The organism is Brevibacillus agri (assembly GCF_004117055.1).
Classification (GTDB): Bacteria; Bacillota; Bacilli; order Brevibacillales; family Brevibacillaceae; genus Brevibacillus; species Brevibacillus agri.
In genome coordinates this window covers 5,118,779-5,138,507 of sequence record NZ_CP026363.1, presented here as the reverse complement: position 1 = coordinate 5,138,507, position 19,729 = coordinate 5,118,779, and the positions used below count along the sequence as shown (strand labels likewise).

At 45.0% G+C, this 19,729-nt stretch carries 18 protein-coding genes; 13 read left to right on the top strand and 5 right to left on the bottom strand.

The features are described 5' to 3' along the window. Nucleotides 1-123: 123 nt before the first annotated feature. A complete protein-coding gene (locus BA6348_RS25165) occupies nucleotides 124-1,338 on the bottom strand; it encodes an IS256 family transposase (RefSeq protein ID WP_122953491.1) in 1,215 nt (404 codons plus the stop codon). Nucleotides 1,339-1,531: 193 nt separating this feature from the next. After that, the gene (locus BA6348_RS25160) at nucleotides 1,532-2,107 is read right to left on the bottom strand and encodes an SMI1/KNR4 family protein (protein WP_005837034.1); all 576 of its coding nucleotides are present in this window, start codon (nucleotides 2,105-2,107) and stop codon (nucleotides 1,532-1,534) included. Nucleotides 2,108-2,808: 701 nt separating this feature from the next. Here BA6348_RS25160 and BA6348_RS25155 point away from each other — a divergent pair. From BA6348_RS25155 to BA6348_RS25140, 5 genes are all read left to right on the top strand, one after another. After that, a complete protein-coding gene (locus tag BA6348_RS25155; protein ID WP_005837032.1) occupies nucleotides 2,809-3,219 on the top strand; it encodes a hypothetical protein in 411 nt (136 codons plus the stop codon). A 202-nt stretch (nucleotides 3,220-3,421) separates the two neighbouring features. Beyond that, complete coding sequence (locus BA6348_RS25150; protein WP_026558525.1) at nucleotides 3,422-4,516, top strand: SAVED domain-containing protein; 1,095 nt, start codon at nucleotides 3,422-3,424, stop codon at nucleotides 4,514-4,516. 19 nt (nucleotides 4,517-4,535) lie between these two features. Continuing rightward, on the top strand, nucleotides 4,536-5,804 hold the full coding sequence (locus tag BA6348_RS25145; RefSeq protein WP_165329013.1) for a cyclic GMP-AMP synthase DncV-like nucleotidyltransferase: 1,269 nt from the start codon (nucleotides 4,536-4,538) through the stop codon (nucleotides 5,802-5,804). A gap of 1,298 nt (nucleotides 5,805-7,102) precedes the next feature. After that, complete coding sequence (locus BA6348_RS27750; RefSeq protein WP_255320498.1) at nucleotides 7,103-7,231, top strand: hypothetical protein; 129 nt, start codon at nucleotides 7,103-7,105, stop codon at nucleotides 7,229-7,231. Beyond that, the gene (locus BA6348_RS25140) at nucleotides 7,228-7,833 is read left to right on the top strand and encodes a hypothetical protein (protein ID WP_242507412.1); all 606 of its coding nucleotides are present in this window, start codon (nucleotides 7,228-7,230) and stop codon (nucleotides 7,831-7,833) included. Before BA6348_RS27750 ends, BA6348_RS25140 begins: the two co-directional genes overlap by 4 nt. 7 nt (nucleotides 7,834-7,840) lie before the next feature. On the opposite strand, the gene BA6348_RS25135 is transcribed toward BA6348_RS25140, so the two are convergent. After that, a protein-coding gene (locus tag BA6348_RS25135) for an IS5 family transposase (RefSeq protein ID WP_170206163.1) occupies nucleotides 7,841-8,616 on the bottom strand; the annotation gives its coding sequence in 2 pieces (ribosomal slippage) (nucleotides 7,841-8,289 and nucleotides 8,289-8,616; 777 coding nt in all). A 391-nt stretch (nucleotides 8,617-9,007) separates the two neighbouring features. Here BA6348_RS25135 and BA6348_RS25125 point away from each other — a divergent pair. Together BA6348_RS25125 and BA6348_RS25120 are read left to right on the top strand one after the other, a co-directional pair. Continuing rightward, nucleotides 9,008-10,030: a hypothetical protein gene (locus tag BA6348_RS25125; protein ID WP_005836871.1), complete on the top strand. Its 1,023-nt coding sequence runs from the start codon at nucleotides 9,008-9,010 to the stop codon at nucleotides 10,028-10,030. Between the two features lie 346 nt (nucleotides 10,031-10,376). Beyond that, entirely contained in the window at nucleotides 10,377-10,985 is a 609-nt protein-coding gene (locus tag BA6348_RS25120) for a 2-phosphosulfolactate phosphatase (RefSeq protein WP_007786244.1), read from the top strand. Between the two features lie 439 nt (nucleotides 10,986-11,424). On the opposite strand, the gene BA6348_RS25115 is transcribed toward BA6348_RS25120, so the two are convergent. Next, complete coding sequence (locus BA6348_RS25115; RefSeq protein ID WP_122953004.1) at nucleotides 11,425-12,477, bottom strand: ABC transporter substrate-binding protein; 1,053 nt, start codon at nucleotides 12,475-12,477, stop codon at nucleotides 11,425-11,427. Between the two features lie 108 nt (nucleotides 12,478-12,585). After that, nucleotides 12,586-13,422, bottom strand: coding sequence for a helix-turn-helix domain-containing protein (locus tag BA6348_RS25110; RefSeq protein ID WP_122953005.1), 837 nt, complete (start codon nucleotides 13,420-13,422; stop codon nucleotides 12,586-12,588). Between the two features lie 625 nt (nucleotides 13,423-14,047). Between BA6348_RS25110 and BA6348_RS25105 the strand changes: the two genes are divergently transcribed. The 6 genes from BA6348_RS25105 to BA6348_RS25080 all read left to right on the top strand — a co-directional run bounded on the left by BA6348_RS25105 (nucleotide 14,048) and on the right by BA6348_RS25080 (nucleotide 19,716). Continuing rightward, a complete protein-coding gene (locus BA6348_RS25105; RefSeq protein ID WP_005829019.1) occupies nucleotides 14,048-14,824 on the top strand; it encodes a DeoR/GlpR family DNA-binding transcription regulator in 777 nt (258 codons plus the stop codon). Between the two features lie 50 nt (nucleotides 14,825-14,874). Continuing rightward, nucleotides 14,875-16,128 carry a class-III pyridoxal-phosphate-dependent aminotransferase gene (locus BA6348_RS25100; protein ID WP_122953006.1) on the top strand — a complete coding sequence of 418 codons (1,254 nt, stop codon included), beginning with the start codon at nucleotides 14,875-14,877 and terminating at the stop codon, nucleotides 16,126-16,128. Nucleotides 16,129-16,181: 53 nt separating this feature from the next. Then, complete coding sequence (locus BA6348_RS25095) at nucleotides 16,182-17,207, top strand: phosphotransferase enzyme family protein (RefSeq protein ID WP_007786252.1); 1,026 nt, start codon at nucleotides 16,182-16,184, stop codon at nucleotides 17,205-17,207. A 61-nt stretch (nucleotides 17,208-17,268) separates the two neighbouring features. Continuing rightward, complete coding sequence (gene eat, locus BA6348_RS25090) at nucleotides 17,269-18,645, top strand: ethanolamine permease (protein WP_122953007.1); 1,377 nt, start codon at nucleotides 17,269-17,271, stop codon at nucleotides 18,643-18,645. Continuing rightward, nucleotides 18,642-19,442, top strand: coding sequence for an HAD family hydrolase (locus BA6348_RS25085; RefSeq protein ID WP_237716690.1), 801 nt, complete (start codon nucleotides 18,642-18,644; stop codon nucleotides 19,440-19,442). Before eat ends, BA6348_RS25085 begins: the two co-directional genes overlap by 4 nt. Before the next feature lie 4 nt (nucleotides 19,443-19,446). Then, nucleotides 19,447-19,716: a hypothetical protein gene (locus BA6348_RS25080; RefSeq protein ID WP_007786257.1), complete on the top strand. Its 270-nt coding sequence runs from the start codon at nucleotides 19,447-19,449 to the stop codon at nucleotides 19,714-19,716. Nucleotides 19,717-19,729: the final 13 nt, after the last annotated feature.

Below are 19,729 nucleotides of genomic sequence, written 5' to 3'. Positions count from 1 at the left end.
TCATATGTCGGGCTTGACATGGAGCCACTGGCGGGCATGAGTTCTTGCGATTGGGCGATGGAGAAGTTCACACCATCGCAAGGCAAAGTAGCCTATCATGCCCGCCCCTCCATGTAAAGCCCTTCATCGAATCTGTACCCGTTCTGGGAAATGTACAGTCAACTGGAGAAGGATTTGCCCCCAATTTTGGACCCGCCCTGTCCACTTCCGAATGACATCCATCGTCGCCAAATATAGCATTTTGAGTAGCGATTCATCCGTCGGAAAGATACTTTTTCCCTTTGTCACCTTCCGGAGTTGTCGATGGTAGCTTTCGATCATATTCGTTGTATAGATGAGCTTGCGCAACTCAGGGGAGTACTTGAAAAAGGTCGCCAGTTCATCCCAGTTACTCCGCCACGACCGGACAATCAGGGGATACTGTTTTCCCCAGGTCTCCTCAAATTGATCCAATTCCAGGAGAGCCGCCTCTTCCGTTGGGGCCGTATAGATCGGACGCAAGGCCGTAGTAATCTTCTTCAAATCCTTGTACGACACATATTTGATGGAATTGCGGATCTGGTGGATGATACATTTTTGAACCTCCGTTTGCGGATAGCTGGCTGCAATGGCTTCGCTGAAGCCTTTTAAATTGTCTACACAGATAATCAAAATGTCCTGAACGCCACGATTTTTCAGATCCGTCAACACATGTAGCCAGAACTTGGCTGACTCGTTTTCTCCGATCCAGATGCCAAGAACGTCCTTATAGCCTTCCAAATCAATGCCAATGACCATATAGGCGGCTTTGCTGATAATTTGCCCGTCCTGTTTTACCTTAAAATGAATGGCATCCATGAAAACAACGGAATACACGCTTTGCAGCGGGCGATTTTGCCATTCCTTGATAAGAGGTAACAGTTTAGCTGTTACGTTGGAGATAAGGGTCGGGGATACCTCAAGTCCATACAGATTGTGCAAATGATCCTGAATATCCCGTGTGCTCATGCCTTTGGCGTACATAGAGACGATTTGATCTTCAATACCCGTTACATGTCTCTGGTGTTTCTTGACAATCGCAGGTTCAAATTCTCCAAGACGATCACGGGGAATCGTGAGATCCAACTCCCCATACTCAGACGTAACCGTTTTTTTGCTATAGCCGTTCCGACTGTTTTTCGTCTGCTTCTGCTTGCTGTCATGCTTGGCATAGCCCAATTCGGTATCCAATTCGGCCTCCAACATTTCTTGCAGTGTTTCTGCAAAAATGTCCTTCAGGGCTTTTTGAACATCCTCCATGGTTTGCAAGTTGTGTTCTTTGATAAGTTGGCGCAGCTGGTCTTTTGGAATGAGTCCCATGTGTTCTCTCAACCTCACTTTGTTTCATTGTAATGGAATGTGGAATGAGAGTTTACACAAAATATTTTACAGTCCCGTTTAGAGGGTACTTTTTTGTCTGCGTTTAGGTTTGTGTAATTTGAGATGGGACTATTTAAGAAAATATAAATCTCCTGAAATTCTCCAATAACTAAGTTGCACACAAAACAAGGTTCTATCGTTGCTTGTAGTAGGAATTACCAGTCGATGATGGCCAATGCCAGTAACCACACCCCTGAGCGATAATCAATCTATCTAACCATAACTCAAAATTCATGTGCAAATCCAGTGCATCATCGAATGGACAGCAACTATCAAGATACCATAGATAACTTGTTTTATTTCCTTCCTGATATCTATTGGTGTCAATAATGACTTGGCATCCATCGAAAAGATAAGCAATGATAAAACATCCATCAGGCAAATAGTCAAATCTATACTCTAACATTTGTTCTAAACTCAGTAATTCCACTCCGCCTCCGTAATAGGGATGAACAAAGAGCCGTGCTCCATTGTGAAGCAATAAAAATGATTGGTAATCGGCAGGGAGGATTAGGCCAGTTTCATCTTTAAAACGCTTAATTTGAGATAGAGAAGCAGGAGGGTTAAAAGAGAACTTGTTCGGTTCGACGTACCCTTCTTCGTTTTGGATTAATAAAATTCCATCATTTTCGAGGCGACTTTTCAATCCATTTAATGATTTCTCAACGATATTCCCTACTTTAATGTTTTTTTCTTTGTGAAAGCTCATTCTGTGCCTCCTCAGAAAGTTATCATCTTTACAAAATAATTCGAAAAGCTATATGCAGGTAGTCTTTATTTGGGAGAGATCGTTACGGTTACATGATACAATATCTGGAAAAACAACGGAATAGGAATTTAGAAAAAGGTTCTTAAAAGGGATGGAGAACCTTTTGAATTATCGGCTCAGAATGGGGCTTTACAACTCGATCAAAGAATTGGCGAACGCCTCATCACTATGAACAATAGTGTTGAAGGCTGTACATTGGAAGGAAGGTGCGTATTAATATTCGGATGCATTTAATATGTTTGTTAGGAGTGATCATCGGATTAAGAAAAGTAAACGTGGTATTAGGAGATAAGGACAGATTCTTTGTTTTCTGTGTATACGGCAAAATAAAAGTGCATAGTTTGGCAACCGTTTTTGATACAGTTGCCATTCATTTGGTTTTACATGGAGAGGCGGGCATAATAGGCTCCCATGTCTTGTAAAATACTGTTGTCTCGCTCTTTTGCAAGAAATTGTGCCTGTAGAGGCTCCATGTCAAACCATGTATATCCGTGAATGTCGTTCGTTGCCAAACTCTGCATTTTCCGTTTGCCAAATACAGTTCTACTACTGTTGGAGAGATCTCTAAATAGTATTTCTATTGAAGTAACTATAATAGCATGGGATTGTAGTGAAAAAATGATGGAATAGAGGCAATGTAAATGACTAATCAACAACAAAAAATAGAGGTAATCCGTCAAATGCTTCAGGAGAAAGTTAGAGAGAGGGATTTACTAAAGGATAAATTAGAAGCAATCCAGATCGAAATAAAGCAAATAGATATTTCAATCAATGCATTTCAAAACGAGTTGGAAAAATTTACTGGCGATAAAGTTATTGTAAGGCAAGTTCCGCTTAGGGGGGCAGAGATTAGAGATGCGGCGATAGAAGCTCTTCGACGTTTGGGAAGGAAAACCCATTACATGGAAGTTAAGGAGGAAATTGAGAAGTATCAAACGATAAATGGTGTGAATGAAAAGAGTAAAGCGGATTCAGTCTGGAATCAATTAAACAAAAGTGAGCAGGCAGATAAATTGGGGTGTGGGGAGTTTCAATTTAAAACAGAAAAGTAAGTAAAGCACCAAACGCGAACGTATGTGCTATAATGTGGTTATGCTTATAAGTTACCATTAAGGTGAGAAGAGGTGGAGTGAACCTGATTTTTTATTACCATTCCTTTTTGAAAGGTATCTAATCGATTCGAATACTATTTCAAATTAGTTGGTAATAAGATAAATAAGATAATTGTTTATTTACTGACGGAGGGGAGCTTATATGAGCGTAACAATGATTTTTTCAATTGTTTCAGTTCTAATATTTATTGTGGGGCTATTTTTTGCAATAAATAACTTTGTGAAGAAAAGAAGAGAAGAAGCTGTTTCAGGTCTTCTCATTACAATGGGTATCGAGTTAATATTTGGATCATTTGGGACGTTCGATGATAAATTGTTTGCATTTTTGTCTAATCAACAAGTGGATACCAACTATCTTCAACTTATTACTGGGTTCATTCTGCTTATTGGAGGAATATACTTTCATTTCTACATTAAAAACAAAATGTATATCCTTAACATCAATGGATATTTTGACAAACGAATTGAACATCATCAAAATGATTTGAATTTGAGTCCATTTGAATTTAAGGAAAAAGAAATAGATTTTATCAGACTGTATCGAAAAGGTATCAATGAAGCAATAGCTCAGGAGATACAAGAAGAGCTATCTGATAAAATCGAAGCTTTTAAAGTGGAGAGTAGAGACAAAAAAAGAGCTTACACGGGGATTGCACCGATTCCATTCATCATGTTGGCAGGTAAATTTTTTGAAAGACATGTATTAGATGAGTATTTTGAATACAACAAACTAAATGATGTCTACTATGAATTGACAAACTGTAAAACAGGTTGGACAAGCAGACCATATCCTCAATTAGTGCAAAATCCTCCCTTGGATTCATTAGGAGGAACGCAGGAAGAAGAAATTGTTATCGCAGTTAGCGTAACTTCTCAAATTACAGACGAGGACACCGCTCAGTTTTCATGTCCAAAAATTTACCTATCACTACCACAGCCGATGGATTATGCAATCAAGTACAAGGAACAGCTAAAGGATTATTGCAATGCGGTGTATATGGTGTTGATGGATACACAGCAAGCTTACCCTAATATAAAGAAGATACACCTTCTTTACTCTGGACAAAGTTGCTTGGCTTTTGAATTAGGGAAACTGATGGATGACAATCGTATGGTACAGATCATATCGTACCAATATGATCGTCAACGAACAATTAAATATCCTTGGGGGATCGTATTAAACGGAACTCAAAAAGGTTCATTAGTAACAAGGGATACATTTTTAGTTTCGGCATAGAAAGAGAGGGGAAATGATCATGTATAATTTAAGCTCTAAATTTAACACCTTTTACAACGATCATGTTGTTCTTTCAAGAGATGAGCAGAACAACCTTAGAGACAAGAAAGACTTAAATATAAGCCGATTAAAGTCTGGATTGCAGGAATACAATACTGAAAATGAAACCAGCTATTCCGTTGTTGAAATAATTGAGCAAGGAAGCATGGCTATGAGTACCATTACTCAGAATGATCAAAGCGAGTATGATATTGACGTTGCCATCGTCTTTGATAAAGATAGCATTCCAGAGAGAACTACTTCAGTAAAAAATATCGTAGTAGATGCTTTGAAAAGAAAATGTAAGCAATTCAAAACTGAACCTGAAGCGTTGACCAACGCAGTTCGTGTTGAATATGCAGACGGCTATCATGTCGATTTTGCGATTTACCGAAGATATAAAAACGAAGAAGATGAATATGAGTATGAACATTGCGGAAGCCAGTGGCGTTTAAGAAATCCTCGATCCATCACGGATTGGTTCAACACAAAAAATACCGAATCTGATGGCAACATCCGAAAAGTTGTTCGATTGTTAAAGATGTTCTGCAAATCAAGAAGCGGCTGGCTAATGCCAGGAGGGTTGGTGCAATCGGTCTTGGTAGAAGAATGCATCCAATCTAAAGACCGTCTCGACGAAACATTTTACTACACAATCAAAGAGATTCGTGATCGGTTGAATACAGATAAATCAGTAAATAATCCAACTGACACCAGCACAAGTTTATTGCTAACAGCAAAAGATGAACAAAAGGTTAAAAATTTAAGTGTTCGGCTCACGAACTACATAAAGAAGTTAGATGTACTTTTTGAAGATGAATGCACGGAAGACCAAGCCATATCAGCTTGGAATGACTTTTTTGATCATTCCTATTGGGGAGGGCTTGTTACGGAAACCGCCGAAAATCGTTCTCTTGCAAAAAGTGCAAGCTCTCAATATCGTGTTGACATCGTAGCTGTTGTCGAGTGGAAACCAAGCATTCGAATCAATCTAAAGACCATTGGGGGTAGAGTCCCGAAAAACAGAACGATTTATTTTAACGCTGTTCCAAATTTCCATGACTTTGATGCCGTATTATGGGAAGTAGTAAACACTGGTGATGAATGTGGATTAGATAAGGGGCATACGCAAACTGGGCTTAACGTACAGGAAACAACACTTTATCGGGGAACTCACAAAATGATTTGTCGTGTGTATCGGCGAGGCACGCTATTGTGTAGTGATGAGGTAAAGGTCGTAATAAAATAATTGGGAAGTTCCTATACCCTTACAGAATATTTTCCTACTATGTAACAAGCAATTTCAGTGATCTCAAAGCATAAACAGTCGTACGAAAGCTTAAATAGTCGTGCCACCAGCCGAGCGAGATGCGGGTATCCACTCCTGTTTTTCCTCGGCTTTTTTCGTAAATCAGGGGAGAGGATTTATTATGAGGGGAGAAGAAGGAAAGCCTTGTGGGGCAAGGACTTCGAACATTTTTCTCCTGTTTTTTCTCGATCATTTTCTCCGATAATCTTTGGTCCTATCCCCAGGCTCTTCCTGTTTTTTCCCCTGCTCTTCGTTCGACTTTAATTGCTTTTTTGCCCCCGATTTTGCTCGTCCTGAACTCGATTTTTACTCGTTTCTTATCACGACATTAATTGCAGGAAAAAATTGGGATGATGGAGGAGAAAAGGCTGAGAAGCCTTGGGGCTGTAAGCGGGAGTGGCAGTGGGGGAGATGGGCGGGGCGTAAGATGACTATTTTTGCTTTTGACAAGGGTGTAGATAAGCAATAAACCTTTGACATTCACAATAAACACCTGACAAAATCAGAATAAACCTTTGCCAGAACACCAGAGCAAAAAATCGGGGGAAAAGCAGAATCCAATCGGATCAAGCCTTTCCCCTGTTTTTGTATCAATATTTTATTCTCACAACAATAATGTTTTGGTTGAAAAAATGGAGTCAAAAATGGAGAAAATGGGGGAGTTGAACCAGGACTTTATTTTTACGGACAACGGTGGAATGCGGGTTGGAGTGGGGTAAAATGTCAGAGGTTTATTTTGTCTGTACAAAGGGAGCCAGTAACTAGGCTCCCTTCATCATTATTAGGTTTTTGAAGGTATACTGTATGGTAATGCTACCATCCTTAGAGACAATAACCTTGTCAATTAACCTGTGTAATGGGGACTATTTTACGATTACCTCTAATCGAGGGAGGGGAATTTACACACAAATATGGACTTGAACAAAAAATTAGATTTACACTTCATTTAAATTCCAATAAAATGAATTTAGATAAATATTTTACAAATATACAAGTCATCTATAAACCGTTTGGTACAGGATTGCAGCTATTCCGAAAATGGCAGTCAACTTCCGAAAACTTGTATGACTGGCAACTAGTGCGACAGAAGTGCTGGAAGAGAGTGGAGAAAATTCTGCATGAACCATAAAAGGAGGAAAGGAGTGAGGTGGAACGTTTGCTGATCGACGCTGCGACTTTACCATTTTGTCTACTCAAGCAGCAGTAAGTGCGGATTTTTTTAGAAAGGGGATCATTTTATGAAAAGAAAGTTACCTGCATTTTTAGTTGTTGCCATGTCGGCTGAGTTATTTTTGAGTTCGGTTGAAGTATCTGCTCGTGAGGACAATACGATTCCGCAGTACATGTTACCCCTGGCACAGTATTGATTTATGATGATAATCTTCAGATTGTCGTAGAAAAAGGCGGGTATCCCAATTTCGATGTTAGACAAGTTTCCAGGAATTTGGATGGACCGCATATTGCGAAAATTCCTGAAGATGCGACAGAAGAAGAAGCCAGGCAGATTGAGCTTGAGAATGAATTGGCAATAAAAGCGTTTCAAATGAGTGTGGCGGGCGATTATATTCAAGCACCTCTACCTGAAATTTATCCGGGAATGAAAGTAGTTTACGATGAAGTTACGGGCGAACTAAACAACATTTATTATGCGGATGAAAACGATCCTTCTGGTTATTCCCTTCATAATGAGCCGGTTTCAGCACTGAATCGTAATGCCAATTCGAAAAAAGCGGTTCCCAGTGCTGCTAGCAATGTTCAGTGGAAATGGGGGAAGGATGATCGAAACGTATTGACGTATCAGGCTGGTGACGACAGTTTTCTAGGAACAGGCAGAGCGACTTATTTTACTGGTTCAATCGGCAATAGAGATAATAAGCTGAAAAACTATGATTGTGCTACTCATAAAGAGTATGATTATTCTAAAAAGGGAGATAAGGATATTACAATAAGAAATTTAGGATGTGTCTGAAAACTCATTATTGAGTTAGTTTAAAGATGGACGCGACATATACAAACGCTAGGAATGATTTGGCCAGCTTGTCGTAACGAGTAGCGATTCGTCGAAAATGTTTGATTTTATTGAAGAAGCACTCCACCAAGTGCCGTTCTTTATAGCGGTACCAATCCACTTTCCAAGGATTTTTATTATTCGCTTTAGGCGGGATGGTGTACGCTGCCTGCTTAGCCGTAATCCAATGCCGAATGCCTTCTGAGCCGTAGGCTTTGTCACCAACAATATGGCTTCCCGTAAGATCAAACCCTTGAAGCAAATTGATCGCTGGAACGGAATCATAGACGTGCCCCCCCGTGAGAAGAAAAGCGAGGGGATTCCCTAATCCATCGACGACGGTATGAAGTTTGGTTGTCTTTCCGCCACGGCTGACGCCTATGTGCTGATTTACTTCGTGTCCTTCTGCGTTTTTTTAGCACCCGCACTGTGTTGATGAGCTTTGACCGATGTAGAATCGATGCTCAAGTTTTCAAAGTCAGGTTCTACGTGAAGAGCTTGGAAGATGGCGACAAGTAATCCGGTATCTCTCCACTTGCAGAAGCGACTGTAGACCGTTTTCCATGAACCATAACGTTCTTCCGGCAAATCTCGCCAAGCCGCACCACTTCGGGCAATCCAAAGAATGGCATTAAACATGGTACGATTACTTAATTTGGACGGACGTCCTGTTCGATAGGGGGGGAACATGTCCTGAATTTGTTCCCACTGTTCATCGTTTATTTCGTACCGTCTTTGAATCATGCTCGTTGCTCCATTCGTTTTTCCTAAATCATACCACATTTTCTTTAGTTTTCAGACACGTCCTAGATACAGATAAAGCCTTTACTTTTTATCAGGCATCTGTAGGGACTTTGCCTGATGCTATTATCGATATTTGGGGATTAAGCAATTTGCAAACGGTTGCGGGGAATACAAGAGATACTTCAGTGCCTAATGTACGGTATTACCATAAGAGATTTTCGGATCAGAGCATACCTAGATAGTCTTTTATTAACCGCGAGCCGACATGCCCATTAATGTTGTTAAGATTTAATTTTTTTCATTGGTATACGCTGTTCTTTTAGAAGTAATGGCGTATACCACTCCAACAAGATATCATTCAAAATCTTTAGCTTAGGAGTAACGTTTGAATATGAAAAAGAGAATGATAACGCTTGGCAGCATCATCGTTGTTATTATTTTAGCTATCATTGCTATAAATCAACATACACTTGAGGGTAATGCAAAAAGAGAATTAAAGGAATATTTGCACATAACAGCTACAGTTTATAATAATGGAAAAAATGATGCTGACGGGGTTTCTTTAGTGTTGTACCTTTATTCGATTCAGGATCAAAAAATGTCGGAAATCTTGAGGGTTCCTGTAGATCCTGGGTATCCGGTGGCTTTTGCAGATCTTCGGAACAATAAAGTGTATTTTAGCGATAGCGTTACAGGTGACGAAGTTGATAATTTGTATGAATATAATCTAAAAACGAAAGAAAGAAAACAATTAACCTTTGGCAAGTTTCTTTTCAATGATTTGTTTATAGTAGATAACAAAATGATTACAAACGTTGCACCGCAATTCGTTACCGTTACTCAACCGGCTATTTTTGATCGGACGACGAGAGAATTTACTTATCTAAATCCAGACGACGATGACACCTGGTGTTTCTCGTTGTCCTATAATTATACGACGAAGAAGTTATTAAGCCTTACTGCTTCCGATTCCGAAATGAGAACACGTAAAGTTACGGAAGTTACACATATTCGACCAAAAACACTCTATTTGATGGATTTGGATTTTGGACATTATCAGCCGATCTACCATACGGACCAATTTGAAATCAGACTCACCAGGCAGCTTGATCGAAATAGAATCTTAATGACATACGATCCATTTATGGGTTCGTCCAAACCCAGGACGCTAAAAATATTGTATATCGACAGTCAAAAGGTCGAAGATTTTGATGTTCCGGGTATTAAGGAAGTGAAAACTTTTTACCCGAGGGATAATACGGAAGGCTTGTTTGTTCTAGGAAGGGATGCCAATAACCAGTATGGACTTTTTTATTATGATATGGCTACAAAGAATCTAAGCAATGTATTTGAAAATTACCCGCTTCCTAAGGATCATCACAGTTTGGTCGATTTTGTATACAGTATGGATTGAATCGAGAATTGCGCGCAGGCTTCTTTATCGGCAAAACTTCGAGCGTGGTCCGTACACGTTCATGGGGGGAATTGTAGAGTGACCTAGCCGTTCAGAAAAGGATGTAGCATCGACTCCTTGAGTAATCAGAACAGTCGTGCTAATCTGAGCGGAGAATGGAAGGGTGTGTAACGTAGTCCGCCATTTTGCAGAGTGACCGGAAGTGCAGGTCATCGCCCATCAATCTTGGTCCAACTATGCGTTGGCTTTCGTATCCAATGGGCAACGCAGCAAGTAAAAAGCTTGTCCATCTTTACTGTGTATTTTGTTTACCGTAATTTGATATTCGGGGAAAAAGGAGAGGAAAATGGACGATTTAACTTTTTTCCAACAAACTGGCGCAGATGTGCGCTTTGATTGGGGGTATGAAGGAGTAAGGACACTAGCGGCTCTATCGGATATCGTGGTGATTATTGATGTTCTTTCCTTTACGACATGTGTAGATGTTGTATTGAATCGAGGAGGAACAGTCTTTCCATACCCGTCAAAAGGAAAGGCAGCTGGTGAGTACGCAGATCAAGTCAATGCGATAGTAGCAGGCAAACGCGGCGAACCGATCTCGCTTTCACCGTATGAGCTTTCAACGATACCGTTTGGGAGTCGGATTGTACTGCCTTCTCCAAATGGAGCGACGTGTTCATTCCTTGCGAGAGAGTCAAAAGCAACAGTCGTGGCGGGATGCTTTAGGAATGTATCGGCAGTAGCCAGTTTTGCAAGGCAAAGTGAGGGGGTTGTGTCGGTAATTGCTTGTGGCGAAAGATGGCCAGACGGGAGCTTGCGCCCGGCATTTGAGGATTTGATGGCAGCAGGAGCAATTTTAAGCCAATTGGAAGAGCAGCGATTGTCTCCAGAAGCCTTAACTGCTGTCGTAGTATTTGATGCAAATGAAAGACAAGCTTCCACAGTGGCTTGTTAAAACGGGCTCTGGTCAGGAATTGATTGCAATGGGCTACCAGGATGATGTAACGATCGCATCTGAATTTGACGTAAGCAAAATAGTCCCCATTCTTAATCAAGATGGGGCGTTTACACCTTATCCAAATAAAGATGAATAAGCATAGATTCGGAGGCTGACCTAGCTAGCGGCACGTTATTTGCCAATGAAGGGTTATGTTTTTCCTGAAAAGGAATCCATGGTTATGATTGGTTTTGGGCAAGGAGGAGTAATTGAAGCTGCTGATGAAGTTTCTACATCTGTAGCCTATGATCTCCCGGTTATGACCAATAGTTACGAGAGTGGATGCCCTTATCGGCTGTCGCTTCCGTGCCTTTGAACCAACGCAAAAAAGGCCGCAGCGCCCCCTCACGGCAAACGCCACAGCCTTTTCCCTACTACCTCCTACATCCCAATTTCTCTATCTCCCCAACGCCTCAAGCACCGCTTTAACCCCATACATATTCCCGATCGGGCCGTACCCAAGGGCAAGCTCGCCGTTGATTCCGTACACATGCTTGTTTTGCACGGCTTTTAACTTGCTCCACACTGCTGTGTCGTCCCATTCATCCGTCAGGGCGGGGATGGTCTTGTCGTTGTAATTGAAATAGCCGAGGAACAAATAGTCGGGATTCAGCACACTCAAACCTTCGAGGGTGATTTGCGCCCCTTCCTGCATATCCAGATTGGCAGAGGTCGGAGGCTTCAGGCCCATGCCTTCATAATAAGGCTTCAAATAATTCGTGCCCTGCAGCCACACCGCTTTGTCGCGAACTTGCACGAAGGCCACCGTGCCGTCCAGGGCTGTCAGCTTCTCCTTGGCGCTTTGCAACTGTGCCTGATAGTCGGCAATATAGCGCTTCGCTGTCTCTTCCTGGCCCAAAATTTCACCGAACTTGGTGACAACTGACTGCCAGTCCGCCCAGACGCTGGTCGTCTGCTCGTCGATCACGACGGTTTGCGCGATTTGCGGCAGGGAGGCCAAAATCTCCTTGTTGACGGTATTTCCGGCGATAATCAGGTCGGGACCGTAGTCGAGCAGCGCCTCCATGTTCACCTGGGTGTTCTCGCCGACGATTTTCAGCTCCTGCACTTTCTCCACGTACGGCTTGTAGCTTTCCGAATGCAGCACGGACTGTTTTTCGGTAAACGGCAGCGCGAGCGCGACCGACGGCACGTCGAACAGCAGCAAGGAATCCGCATACCCCCAATGGACGACGGCAACCTTTTTCGGCTGCTTTTCAATCGTCACGTCTCCGTTCGCGTCCTTGATCGTACGGGGGAACGCAGCGGACTCCGGGGAGGTCGACCCAGACGTCGCTGCCGGGGCTTGCTGCTCCTGAGACGGGCTCGTTTTCGCGCTCTGGTCGCCGCCCGATGCGTTCTGATTCGGGGTGTTCGCGCCGGAACAAGCTCCAAGCAGCAAAATCAAACATAACAGACTGACCATCATAGCCCATGACTTTATTCGCATTCCTCGTCAGGCATCCTTTCTGTGTGCATCACATTTGATAATGATTCTCATTGACAAATATGAATGTACCACGTTCCTTGCCCCATGAAAATGGAGGAATTCCCGACTTTACGATGGACGATTTCTTCTGAGGTACAGCCCTATGCGGCCTGGTGAAACGCCTTTGTGCTTCTTGAACAGCCTGCTGAAGTAGTAAGCGTCGAGGTAGCCAACGCTTTTGGCGACGGCGGATACGGAAAATTGTCCTGTCAATAGCAACTCGTGCGCCCGATTCATCCGGTACTGGATCAAATAGTCAATCGGGCCAATTCCCACGTACTTGTGAAACAGGTAGGAAAAGTATTTCGCCTTCATGCCGTAGCGGTTGGCCAGATGGCCGAGCGAAAGCGGCTGCGCATAATTTTCCTGAATGTATAAAATCGCCTCGTCGATCAACGCATGGCTGTCTTTGTTTTGATGAAGGCGTTCGGACTGCAACACCTTGTTCAGCAGGTGGTAGAACAGCGCTTTTTTACCCAGCAGCCCCATGCTGTCCGGGGCAGAAGCCGTCTTCAGCAGTTGCTCCAGCAGTTGATGCAACTCGGGGTCAAGCGGGGCATGGAGCAAGGACACGTCTGTCAATCGCCGCGTATCTTCCCCATGCGGACTGACGGGCAAGTAGTGCACGAGGCAGTATTCGAATCCGTCCGGGGCAGTCTGAATTTCCAGCCGCTTGTGCTGCCCGCCGAGCAGCACCTTGCCCGGCTCCAGCGTGTAGCGTTCGGTTTCATCGAAGCGAAATTCGGCCTGTCCCCGCAAGCAGACGATAACAGCGCACTTGGTTGTCGGCTGGTTGACATGGCCGTCGTAGATCAGCCCGCCCGCAAGCTTCGTCCGGTAGACGCCGTGTACCTCCAAGGGTACTTTCGCGAGGTCTTGCGCCAGCTCTTCGTAGAAATTCGCCATGCCATCATTCACCACCATTCTTCAACGCGATCGGCCTTGTACCGTCGCTTTCCAATATACATTTTCGCAAGTCGGGCGTAAAGCAAGCTCATGATCCCCGTTTGTCTGCGAGGCAACAGCAAGCCTGTCTTTGAACGATAAAGAACCCAGGCGCCTGTATTCAGGTCATAGAGATGGCTGGTTGTTGCTTGCCGTCACTGGTTGGTTGCCAGAAGTCAGAGAGGAGAGCAACAACAGATTTTATATAATTTATAATTTTCTAAAAATATTGACGAGGTAAAACGGGCGTGATATTATCTTGTCAAAACCACATGAATAATCAACATACAACATTGAAGTGCAGGAAATACTGAACGATTTTTGTGGAATCATCATCTTCTAGAGTGGAATCATGCGAAAAAACGGAAAAGGAGTCGTGAGGATGATCCGTGGCGGATGAGGCAGTTGTTGTTGCAGACTGGAACGGCAGCGCAGCTACACGCGTTGGGGACAGCAAGAGCGAGAGACGTTGACTGTAATAAATAGACAATGTTATCATCAATGCAATTCCACATTAATCAACAAAGAATAAAGCGGATGCTCCAACTGTGGCCGTGTGGAAAAAAACGTAGCAGGTGATGAAGTCATGTCTCTATCATTTGAGGATCGTAAAAAAACAATTTTAAAAACATTGGAAAGAGACGGGAAAGTACAGGTCCGTGAACTGGCGGAAATCCTTCAAGTCTCTGGCGAAACGATTCGGCGCGATCTGGATAAGCTCGAAAAAGAAGGCATGCTGAGAAAAGTGTATGGCGGCGCTGTAAAAGAGAAAACTTCTTCCTGGGATAAACCTTTTGAACAGCGAGCGGCCATGAACGAAAAAGAGAAACGCTCCCTTTGCAAAGCGGCAGCAGAGCTTGTCGAGGACGGCGACAGTATCATGATTGGCTATGGAACGACCACGCTGGAGATCGTGCGTTTTTTGGCGGATAAACAGAACGTCACCATCATTACCCAATCCATCCCGGTCTTGCTTCTGGCTCTCGAAGTGTTCAAGGGAAGAATTATTTTCATCGGCGGGGAAGTGGAGCGCGTTCAAAAATCGGCTGTCGGCCCTCTCGCGGAAAGGATGCTGGAGCGTCTGAAGACCAACAAAGTATTTATTTCTGCAAGCGGGATCTCGATGAGCGACGGCATTACGGACTACGACCTGGACGGGGCCAACATTTCCCGCAAAATGATGGAGCGTGCGGAAGAGGTCATTGTTTTGGCTGACCATACGAAGTTTGGAAAAACCGATTTCGCCTACATTTGTCCTCTCGTGGATGCGTCCATGATTATCACTGACAAAAGCTGCTCGGAAGAATGGAAAAAAATATTGGCCGAGAAAGAGATCGAGCTTTTGATTGCCGAGGATATGTAAAGAGGCCAGCTTTTGGCCGTAAAAAATTGCTGAAAATGGGGAGAAGACGAATGCTTAGATTCGGTGATAAAGACGCTGTGCTCAAAAAGTCCGTCCAGTGGTGGAACCCGGGAAAAACAAGGCAATGGCAAAAAGACGGGATCGATCTGGTCATCGGAAAGCGGGAAGGTTACTACCTGTACGATATGAACGGGAAGCAACTGATGGACCTTCATTTAAATGGCGGAACATTTAACCTTGGGCACCGGAATCCCGAAATTATTTCTACCTTAAAAAATGCTTTGGATGAATTTGATATCGGGAATCATCATTTTCCCGCGATCACGCGTGCGCAGCTCGCCGAAGAACTCGGAGGGTGCACGCCAAATAGTCTGAAGTATTCGATTTTTTCCAGCGGAGGAGGGGAAGCGATTGATGTAGCTTTGAAATGCGCCCGGTACGCGACGAAACGAAAAAAAATCGTCTCCGTCAAATTTGCTTATCACGGTCATACCGGATTGGCTGTGTCGCTGGGGAATGAGCGTTATTCCCGGCCGTTTTTGGGAGAAGGAGCGCCGGGGGAATTTATCCATGTGCCGTTTAATGATGTCCAGGCTATGGAAGCCGCGCTTTCCCGTGAAGATGTCGCCTGCGTCATTATGGAAACCATTCCGGCCACATACGGCTTCCCGCTGCCGGAAAAAGGCTATCTGTATGCGGTGAAGCAGCTCTGCGAAAAGTACGGCTCCTTGTACATAGCCGACGAGGTGCAGACAGGCTTGCTGCGTACAGGAAAGCTGTGGGGGATCGAGCACTATGGCGTAGAGCCGGATATTTTGGTCACGGCAAAAGGGTTTGGCGGCGGGATTTATCCGATTGCAGCTACGATCGTGAGCGAGAGAGCAGGACAATGGATGAACGAAGACGGCTTTGCCCACATCTCGACATTCGGCGGTTCCGAGCTGGGCTGTATCGTAGCGATGAAAGTATTGGAAATCTCCCAACGAAAAGAAGTCATCGAAAACGTCGACTACGTATCCCGGTATTTGCGCGCAGGGCTGGAAACGATCAAAAAGCAAAACGCCGACTTTTTTGTCGGGATTCGTCAGTTGGGCGTAGTGATGGGGCTGGAGTTTGCGCAGCCTGAGGGAGCAAAACAGGTCATGCGCGCGCTCTATAACAATGGCGTATGGGCGATCTACTCGATGCTCGACACGAAAGTGCTGCAATTCAAGCCAGGGCTGCTGTGCGACCAGAACTATTGCGATGAATTATTGTCCCGTTGCGAGTTGAGCATCAGACAAGCTGCGCGTGCTTTGGTGTAAAAGGTTTGGTTTGTCCGTTATCATCCCATTTTAGGAAGGGGCAGTGCAGGAAGATGAGCCATTCAAGTGCAGAGCTGTGGAAAGAGCATGTGGAAGTTTTTCATCAGGTTGCCAAACATGCTATTCATTCCTATCCGAACTTGTCGCAAGCGACGGTCGATCTGTTGAATTACTCAGAGAACGCTACCTATTTGGTAAAAAACGTCCCCACTGCCGAAAAATACGTATTGCGCGTATGTCGCCCCGGCTACCACACGAAAGCAGAGATCGAGGGGGAGGTTCACTGGATCAGCTCGATCTATCAGGATACTTCCGTCGAGGTATCTCTGCCGATCGCAGGAAAAAACGGCGAATACATTCAGACGGTGCAACTGGACAGCGACTCCCAGGAATATTGCTGCGTGCTGTTTACCTTTCTGGAAGGCGAGGCGCCGGACGCGCATAACGAGACAGAGCTGGTCAAACAATTTGAGCTGATCGGTGAAATTTCAGCGCATTTTCATCAGCATGCGATCGACAACTGGGCTGCATTTCGCGAGATCAAGCGTCCTACGTGGGATTACGAAACAATTCTGGGAGAACGGCCGATCTGGGGCAGATGGCAGGATGGGGTAGCGATTACGCCAGAAAGACTGCACCTGTTTCAACAAGTAGCGGATATCATCAAGCCCCGGCTGGACCGTTTTGGAAAAGACGCAAACCGTTTCGGCCTGATTCATGCCGATTTGCGCAACACGAACCTGCTTGTCCTGGACGAACAAGTGAAAGTGATTGATTTTGACGACAGCGGGTTCGGGTGGTATCTTTTTGATTTGGCATCGTCCTTGACTTTTATCGAGCATAAACCGTACGTGCCTGACCTGATTCAAGCCTGGCTCAAAGGATATCGCAAAGTTCGAGCGCTGTCGAAAGAAGAAGAGCTGGAAATCCCTACGTTTATCATGATGCGCAGACTGCAACTGATCGCCTGGATCGGCAGTCGGGAAAATGAAACGACGAGGGAGCTGGGGGGTGAATACACGGAGCAGACGGACGCTTTGGCGAGACAATATTTGGAATATTCAAAAAGATTCTTTTGATTTTCGAGTCACATTAACCTTGCAACAACTTCTTGAACAAGAATGTGAGGGAGATGACGGTATGAGCAATCAATTGGAACTGAAAAAGACGTTGTCCGCTTTTCATCTGTGGGTAATCGGGGTCGGCATCGTCATTTCCGGAAACTATTTCGGCTGGAATTTCGGTTTGGCGGCTTCGGGGTACATCGGAATGCTGATCGCGATTGGCGTGATGGCTGTGATGTATTTGTTCATGTGCTTTGGCATCTCCGAGCTGTCCACGGCTTTGCCGTATGCAGGCGGGCCTTACTCGTTTGCCAGGCGGGCCATGGGGCCATTCGCCGGCTTTTTGACAGGCATCGGTGTGATTTTGGAGTATTTTATTGCCGCGCCCGTAGTGGCGATCGGGATTGGGGCTTATATCAACTTCCTGTTTCCGACGATCAATCCGATTTTGGCAGCCGCCTTCATGTACTTATTTTTTATGATCGTCCACATTATCGGAGTAAAGGAATATGCGAGTCTGGAAACGATCCTCGTCTTTATTGCGCTGGGCTTGATTGTCCTGATGTATTTTGTCGGCCTGCCGCAGATTTCTATGGAAAACTTGTTCGGCGCCGAAGGAACGCCGCTGATTCCGGGCGGGATCGAGGGAATCTGGGCGGCTTTGCCGTATGCGATGTGGCTGTTTCTCGCCATCGAAATGTTGCCGATGCTGTCTGAAGAATGCCGCGATGCCAAAAGGGATATGCCAAAAGGAATTTTGTCAGGAATCGTGACTTTGCTGATTTTGTCGGTTTTGACGACTACGGTTGCGATCGGCTTGAGCGGAATCGACCAGTTGAGCACCGCGAGTGATCCGTTGCCGACTGCTGTTGCCGCGACCTTTGGCAATACGTATTGGTTAGCGCAAATTTTAGCCTCGATTGGTTTGGTTGGATTGATCGCAAGCTTTTCCGGTGTCATTCTCGCTTATTCCCGTCAAATTTTCGCCTTATCCAGAGCAGGATATCTTCCGGCTTTTCTCTCCCACCTGCATCCTACACGCAGGACTCCGTATGCAGCGATCATTTTGCCAGGGATCATCGGTTTGCTGCTGGTCGTCTTGTTCAACCCGAATGATCTGATTCTGATTTCTACCTTCGGAGCGCTTGTGTCTTACATTTCCATGAACTTGTCTGTCATCATCCTGCGCAAAAAAGAGCCGGATCTCGTTCGTCCGTACAAAACCCCGTTGTATCCATTCATTCCGATCGTCTCGCTTGTATTGGCTGTCATTGCCTTGTTTGCCAGCTTCTTTGCGAATTTGACGTTCTTCTGGGTCAGTATCTCGGTGTTTGGCGTAGCGATCATTTACTATTTTGCCTGGGCGAAAAATCATATTAACGTCAACGCGCCGGAAGAACAGTTCAGTCAGGAGAGCAGACAACATCCGGCGAATGTGGAGCTGCAAAAATGAATAAAGAGATCGAACTCGTTTCAATCAAGGAAGGGAGGGGAGCACCGATGCCCGTTTTCGGGGAAGATATCCAGACGTTTTTGTTCGATAAAGACGGAACCTTGATCGACCTGCCGTCGATTTGGATTCCTTGGGCTTACGATATTCACCGACATCTCGCCGAGGTCATGCCCAATTGCCCGTTCAGTCTGGCGGAATTTGGAGATGCCGTAGGGATTTGGGGAGAGGATGAGGTCGACCCGAAAAGTCCGTTAGCGATTGCGAGCCTGGGGGAAATGCAGGCGGTGATCGCGTTCTTCCTGTATGAAAAGGGAGTGGCTTGGGATTCGGCCGTGCTTTTCGCCCGGGACAGCATCCAGTATGCGGACGAAAAGCAGAACAGCTCGGCGGCGATCCGACCCGTCCACGGCGTACGCGAGCTTTTGACAGAGTTGAAGAAAGCAGAGCGGATGCTTGGTGTCGTGACGGCGGATGATACGGAAAAAGCACGGGTGCAGCTAGAACGAGTGGGCCTGGCAGAATACTTCGATTTTGTGATCGGCAGCGATCAGGTTCAGAACGGAAAGCCGTATCCGGACATGGCGTATCTGGCGAGAGATCGTCATGGCATCGCGCTTGGCCAGACGGTAATCGTAGGCGATACGAATGCCGACATGCAACTGGGCAAGAGCGCAGGCTTAAAGGCGACGATCGGAATTGCTGCGAACAGCAGAAACGAAACCGCTCATTTGGCAGAGGCGGATTTGATTGTTACCAGCTATAGCGAATTGCTGGACATGATGAGGACGAGGAGGTGAGAAGATGGATTCGGTTTTGGTAGAAAAGATCACCAGGCTCGTTCTTGCCAAGCTGGAAGAGCGCCCGACTACGCAGCCACTTACGCCGGAAGAGCTCAGACGCTGGCAGGACATCTCGGCTTCCATACAGGGAACAAAAGCGGCAAACCCTGCTGCCGACGCTGCGCCTCGTCCGCTTTCGCGGGAAGAGCTCAAACGCTGGAACGAGATTACAGCATCCATGCAAGGGACAAAAGCGGGAGGACAGGTCACTTTTTACAGATACAATCAGTAGACGGATTCGCAGG

Coding starts and splice junctions, on each gene's coding strand:
- BA6348_RS25165 (WP_122953491.1), bottom strand. CDS start 1,338: ATGGGACTCATTCCAAAAGACCAGCTGCGCCAACTTATCAAAGAACAC.
- BA6348_RS25160 (WP_005837034.1), bottom strand. CDS start 2,107: ATGAGCTTTCACAAAGAAAAAAACATTAAAGTAGGGAATATCGTTGAG.
- BA6348_RS25155 (WP_005837032.1), top strand. CDS start 2,809: ATGACTAATCAACAACAAAAAATAGAGGTAATCCGTCAAATGCTTCAG.
- BA6348_RS25150 (WP_026558525.1), top strand. CDS start 3,422: ATGAGCGTAACAATGATTTTTTCAATTGTTTCAGTTCTAATATTTATT.
- BA6348_RS25145 (WP_165329013.1), top strand. CDS start 4,536: ATGTATAATTTAAGCTCTAAATTTAACACCTTTTACAACGATCATGTT.
- BA6348_RS27750 (WP_255320498.1), top strand. CDS start 7,103: ATGAAAAGAAAGTTACCTGCATTTTTAGTTGTTGCCATGTCGGCTGAG.
- BA6348_RS25125 (WP_005836871.1), top strand. CDS start 9,008: ATGAAAAAGAGAATGATAACGCTTGGCAGCATCATCGTTGTTATTATT.
- BA6348_RS25120 (WP_007786244.1), top strand. CDS start 10,377: ATGGACGATTTAACTTTTTTCCAACAAACTGGCGCAGATGTGCGCTTT.
- BA6348_RS25115 (WP_122953004.1), bottom strand. CDS start 12,477: ATGCGAATAAAGTCATGGGCTATGATGGTCAGTCTGTTATGTTTGATT.
- BA6348_RS25110 (WP_122953005.1), bottom strand. CDS start 13,422: ATGGCGAATTTCTACGAAGAGCTGGCGCAAGACCTCGCGAAAGTACCC.
- BA6348_RS25105 (WP_005829019.1), top strand. CDS start 14,048: ATGTCTCTATCATTTGAGGATCGTAAAAAAACAATTTTAAAAACATTG.
- BA6348_RS25100 (WP_122953006.1), top strand. CDS start 14,875: ATGCTTAGATTCGGTGATAAAGACGCTGTGCTCAAAAAGTCCGTCCAG.
- BA6348_RS25095 (WP_007786252.1), top strand. CDS start 16,182: ATGAGCCATTCAAGTGCAGAGCTGTGGAAAGAGCATGTGGAAGTTTTT.
- eat (WP_122953007.1), top strand. CDS start 17,269: ATGAGCAATCAATTGGAACTGAAAAAGACGTTGTCCGCTTTTCATCTG.
- BA6348_RS25085 (WP_237716690.1), top strand. CDS start 18,642: ATGAATAAAGAGATCGAACTCGTTTCAATCAAGGAAGGGAGGGGAGCA.
- BA6348_RS25080 (WP_007786257.1), top strand. CDS start 19,447: ATGGATTCGGTTTTGGTAGAAAAGATCACCAGGCTCGTTCTTGCCAAG.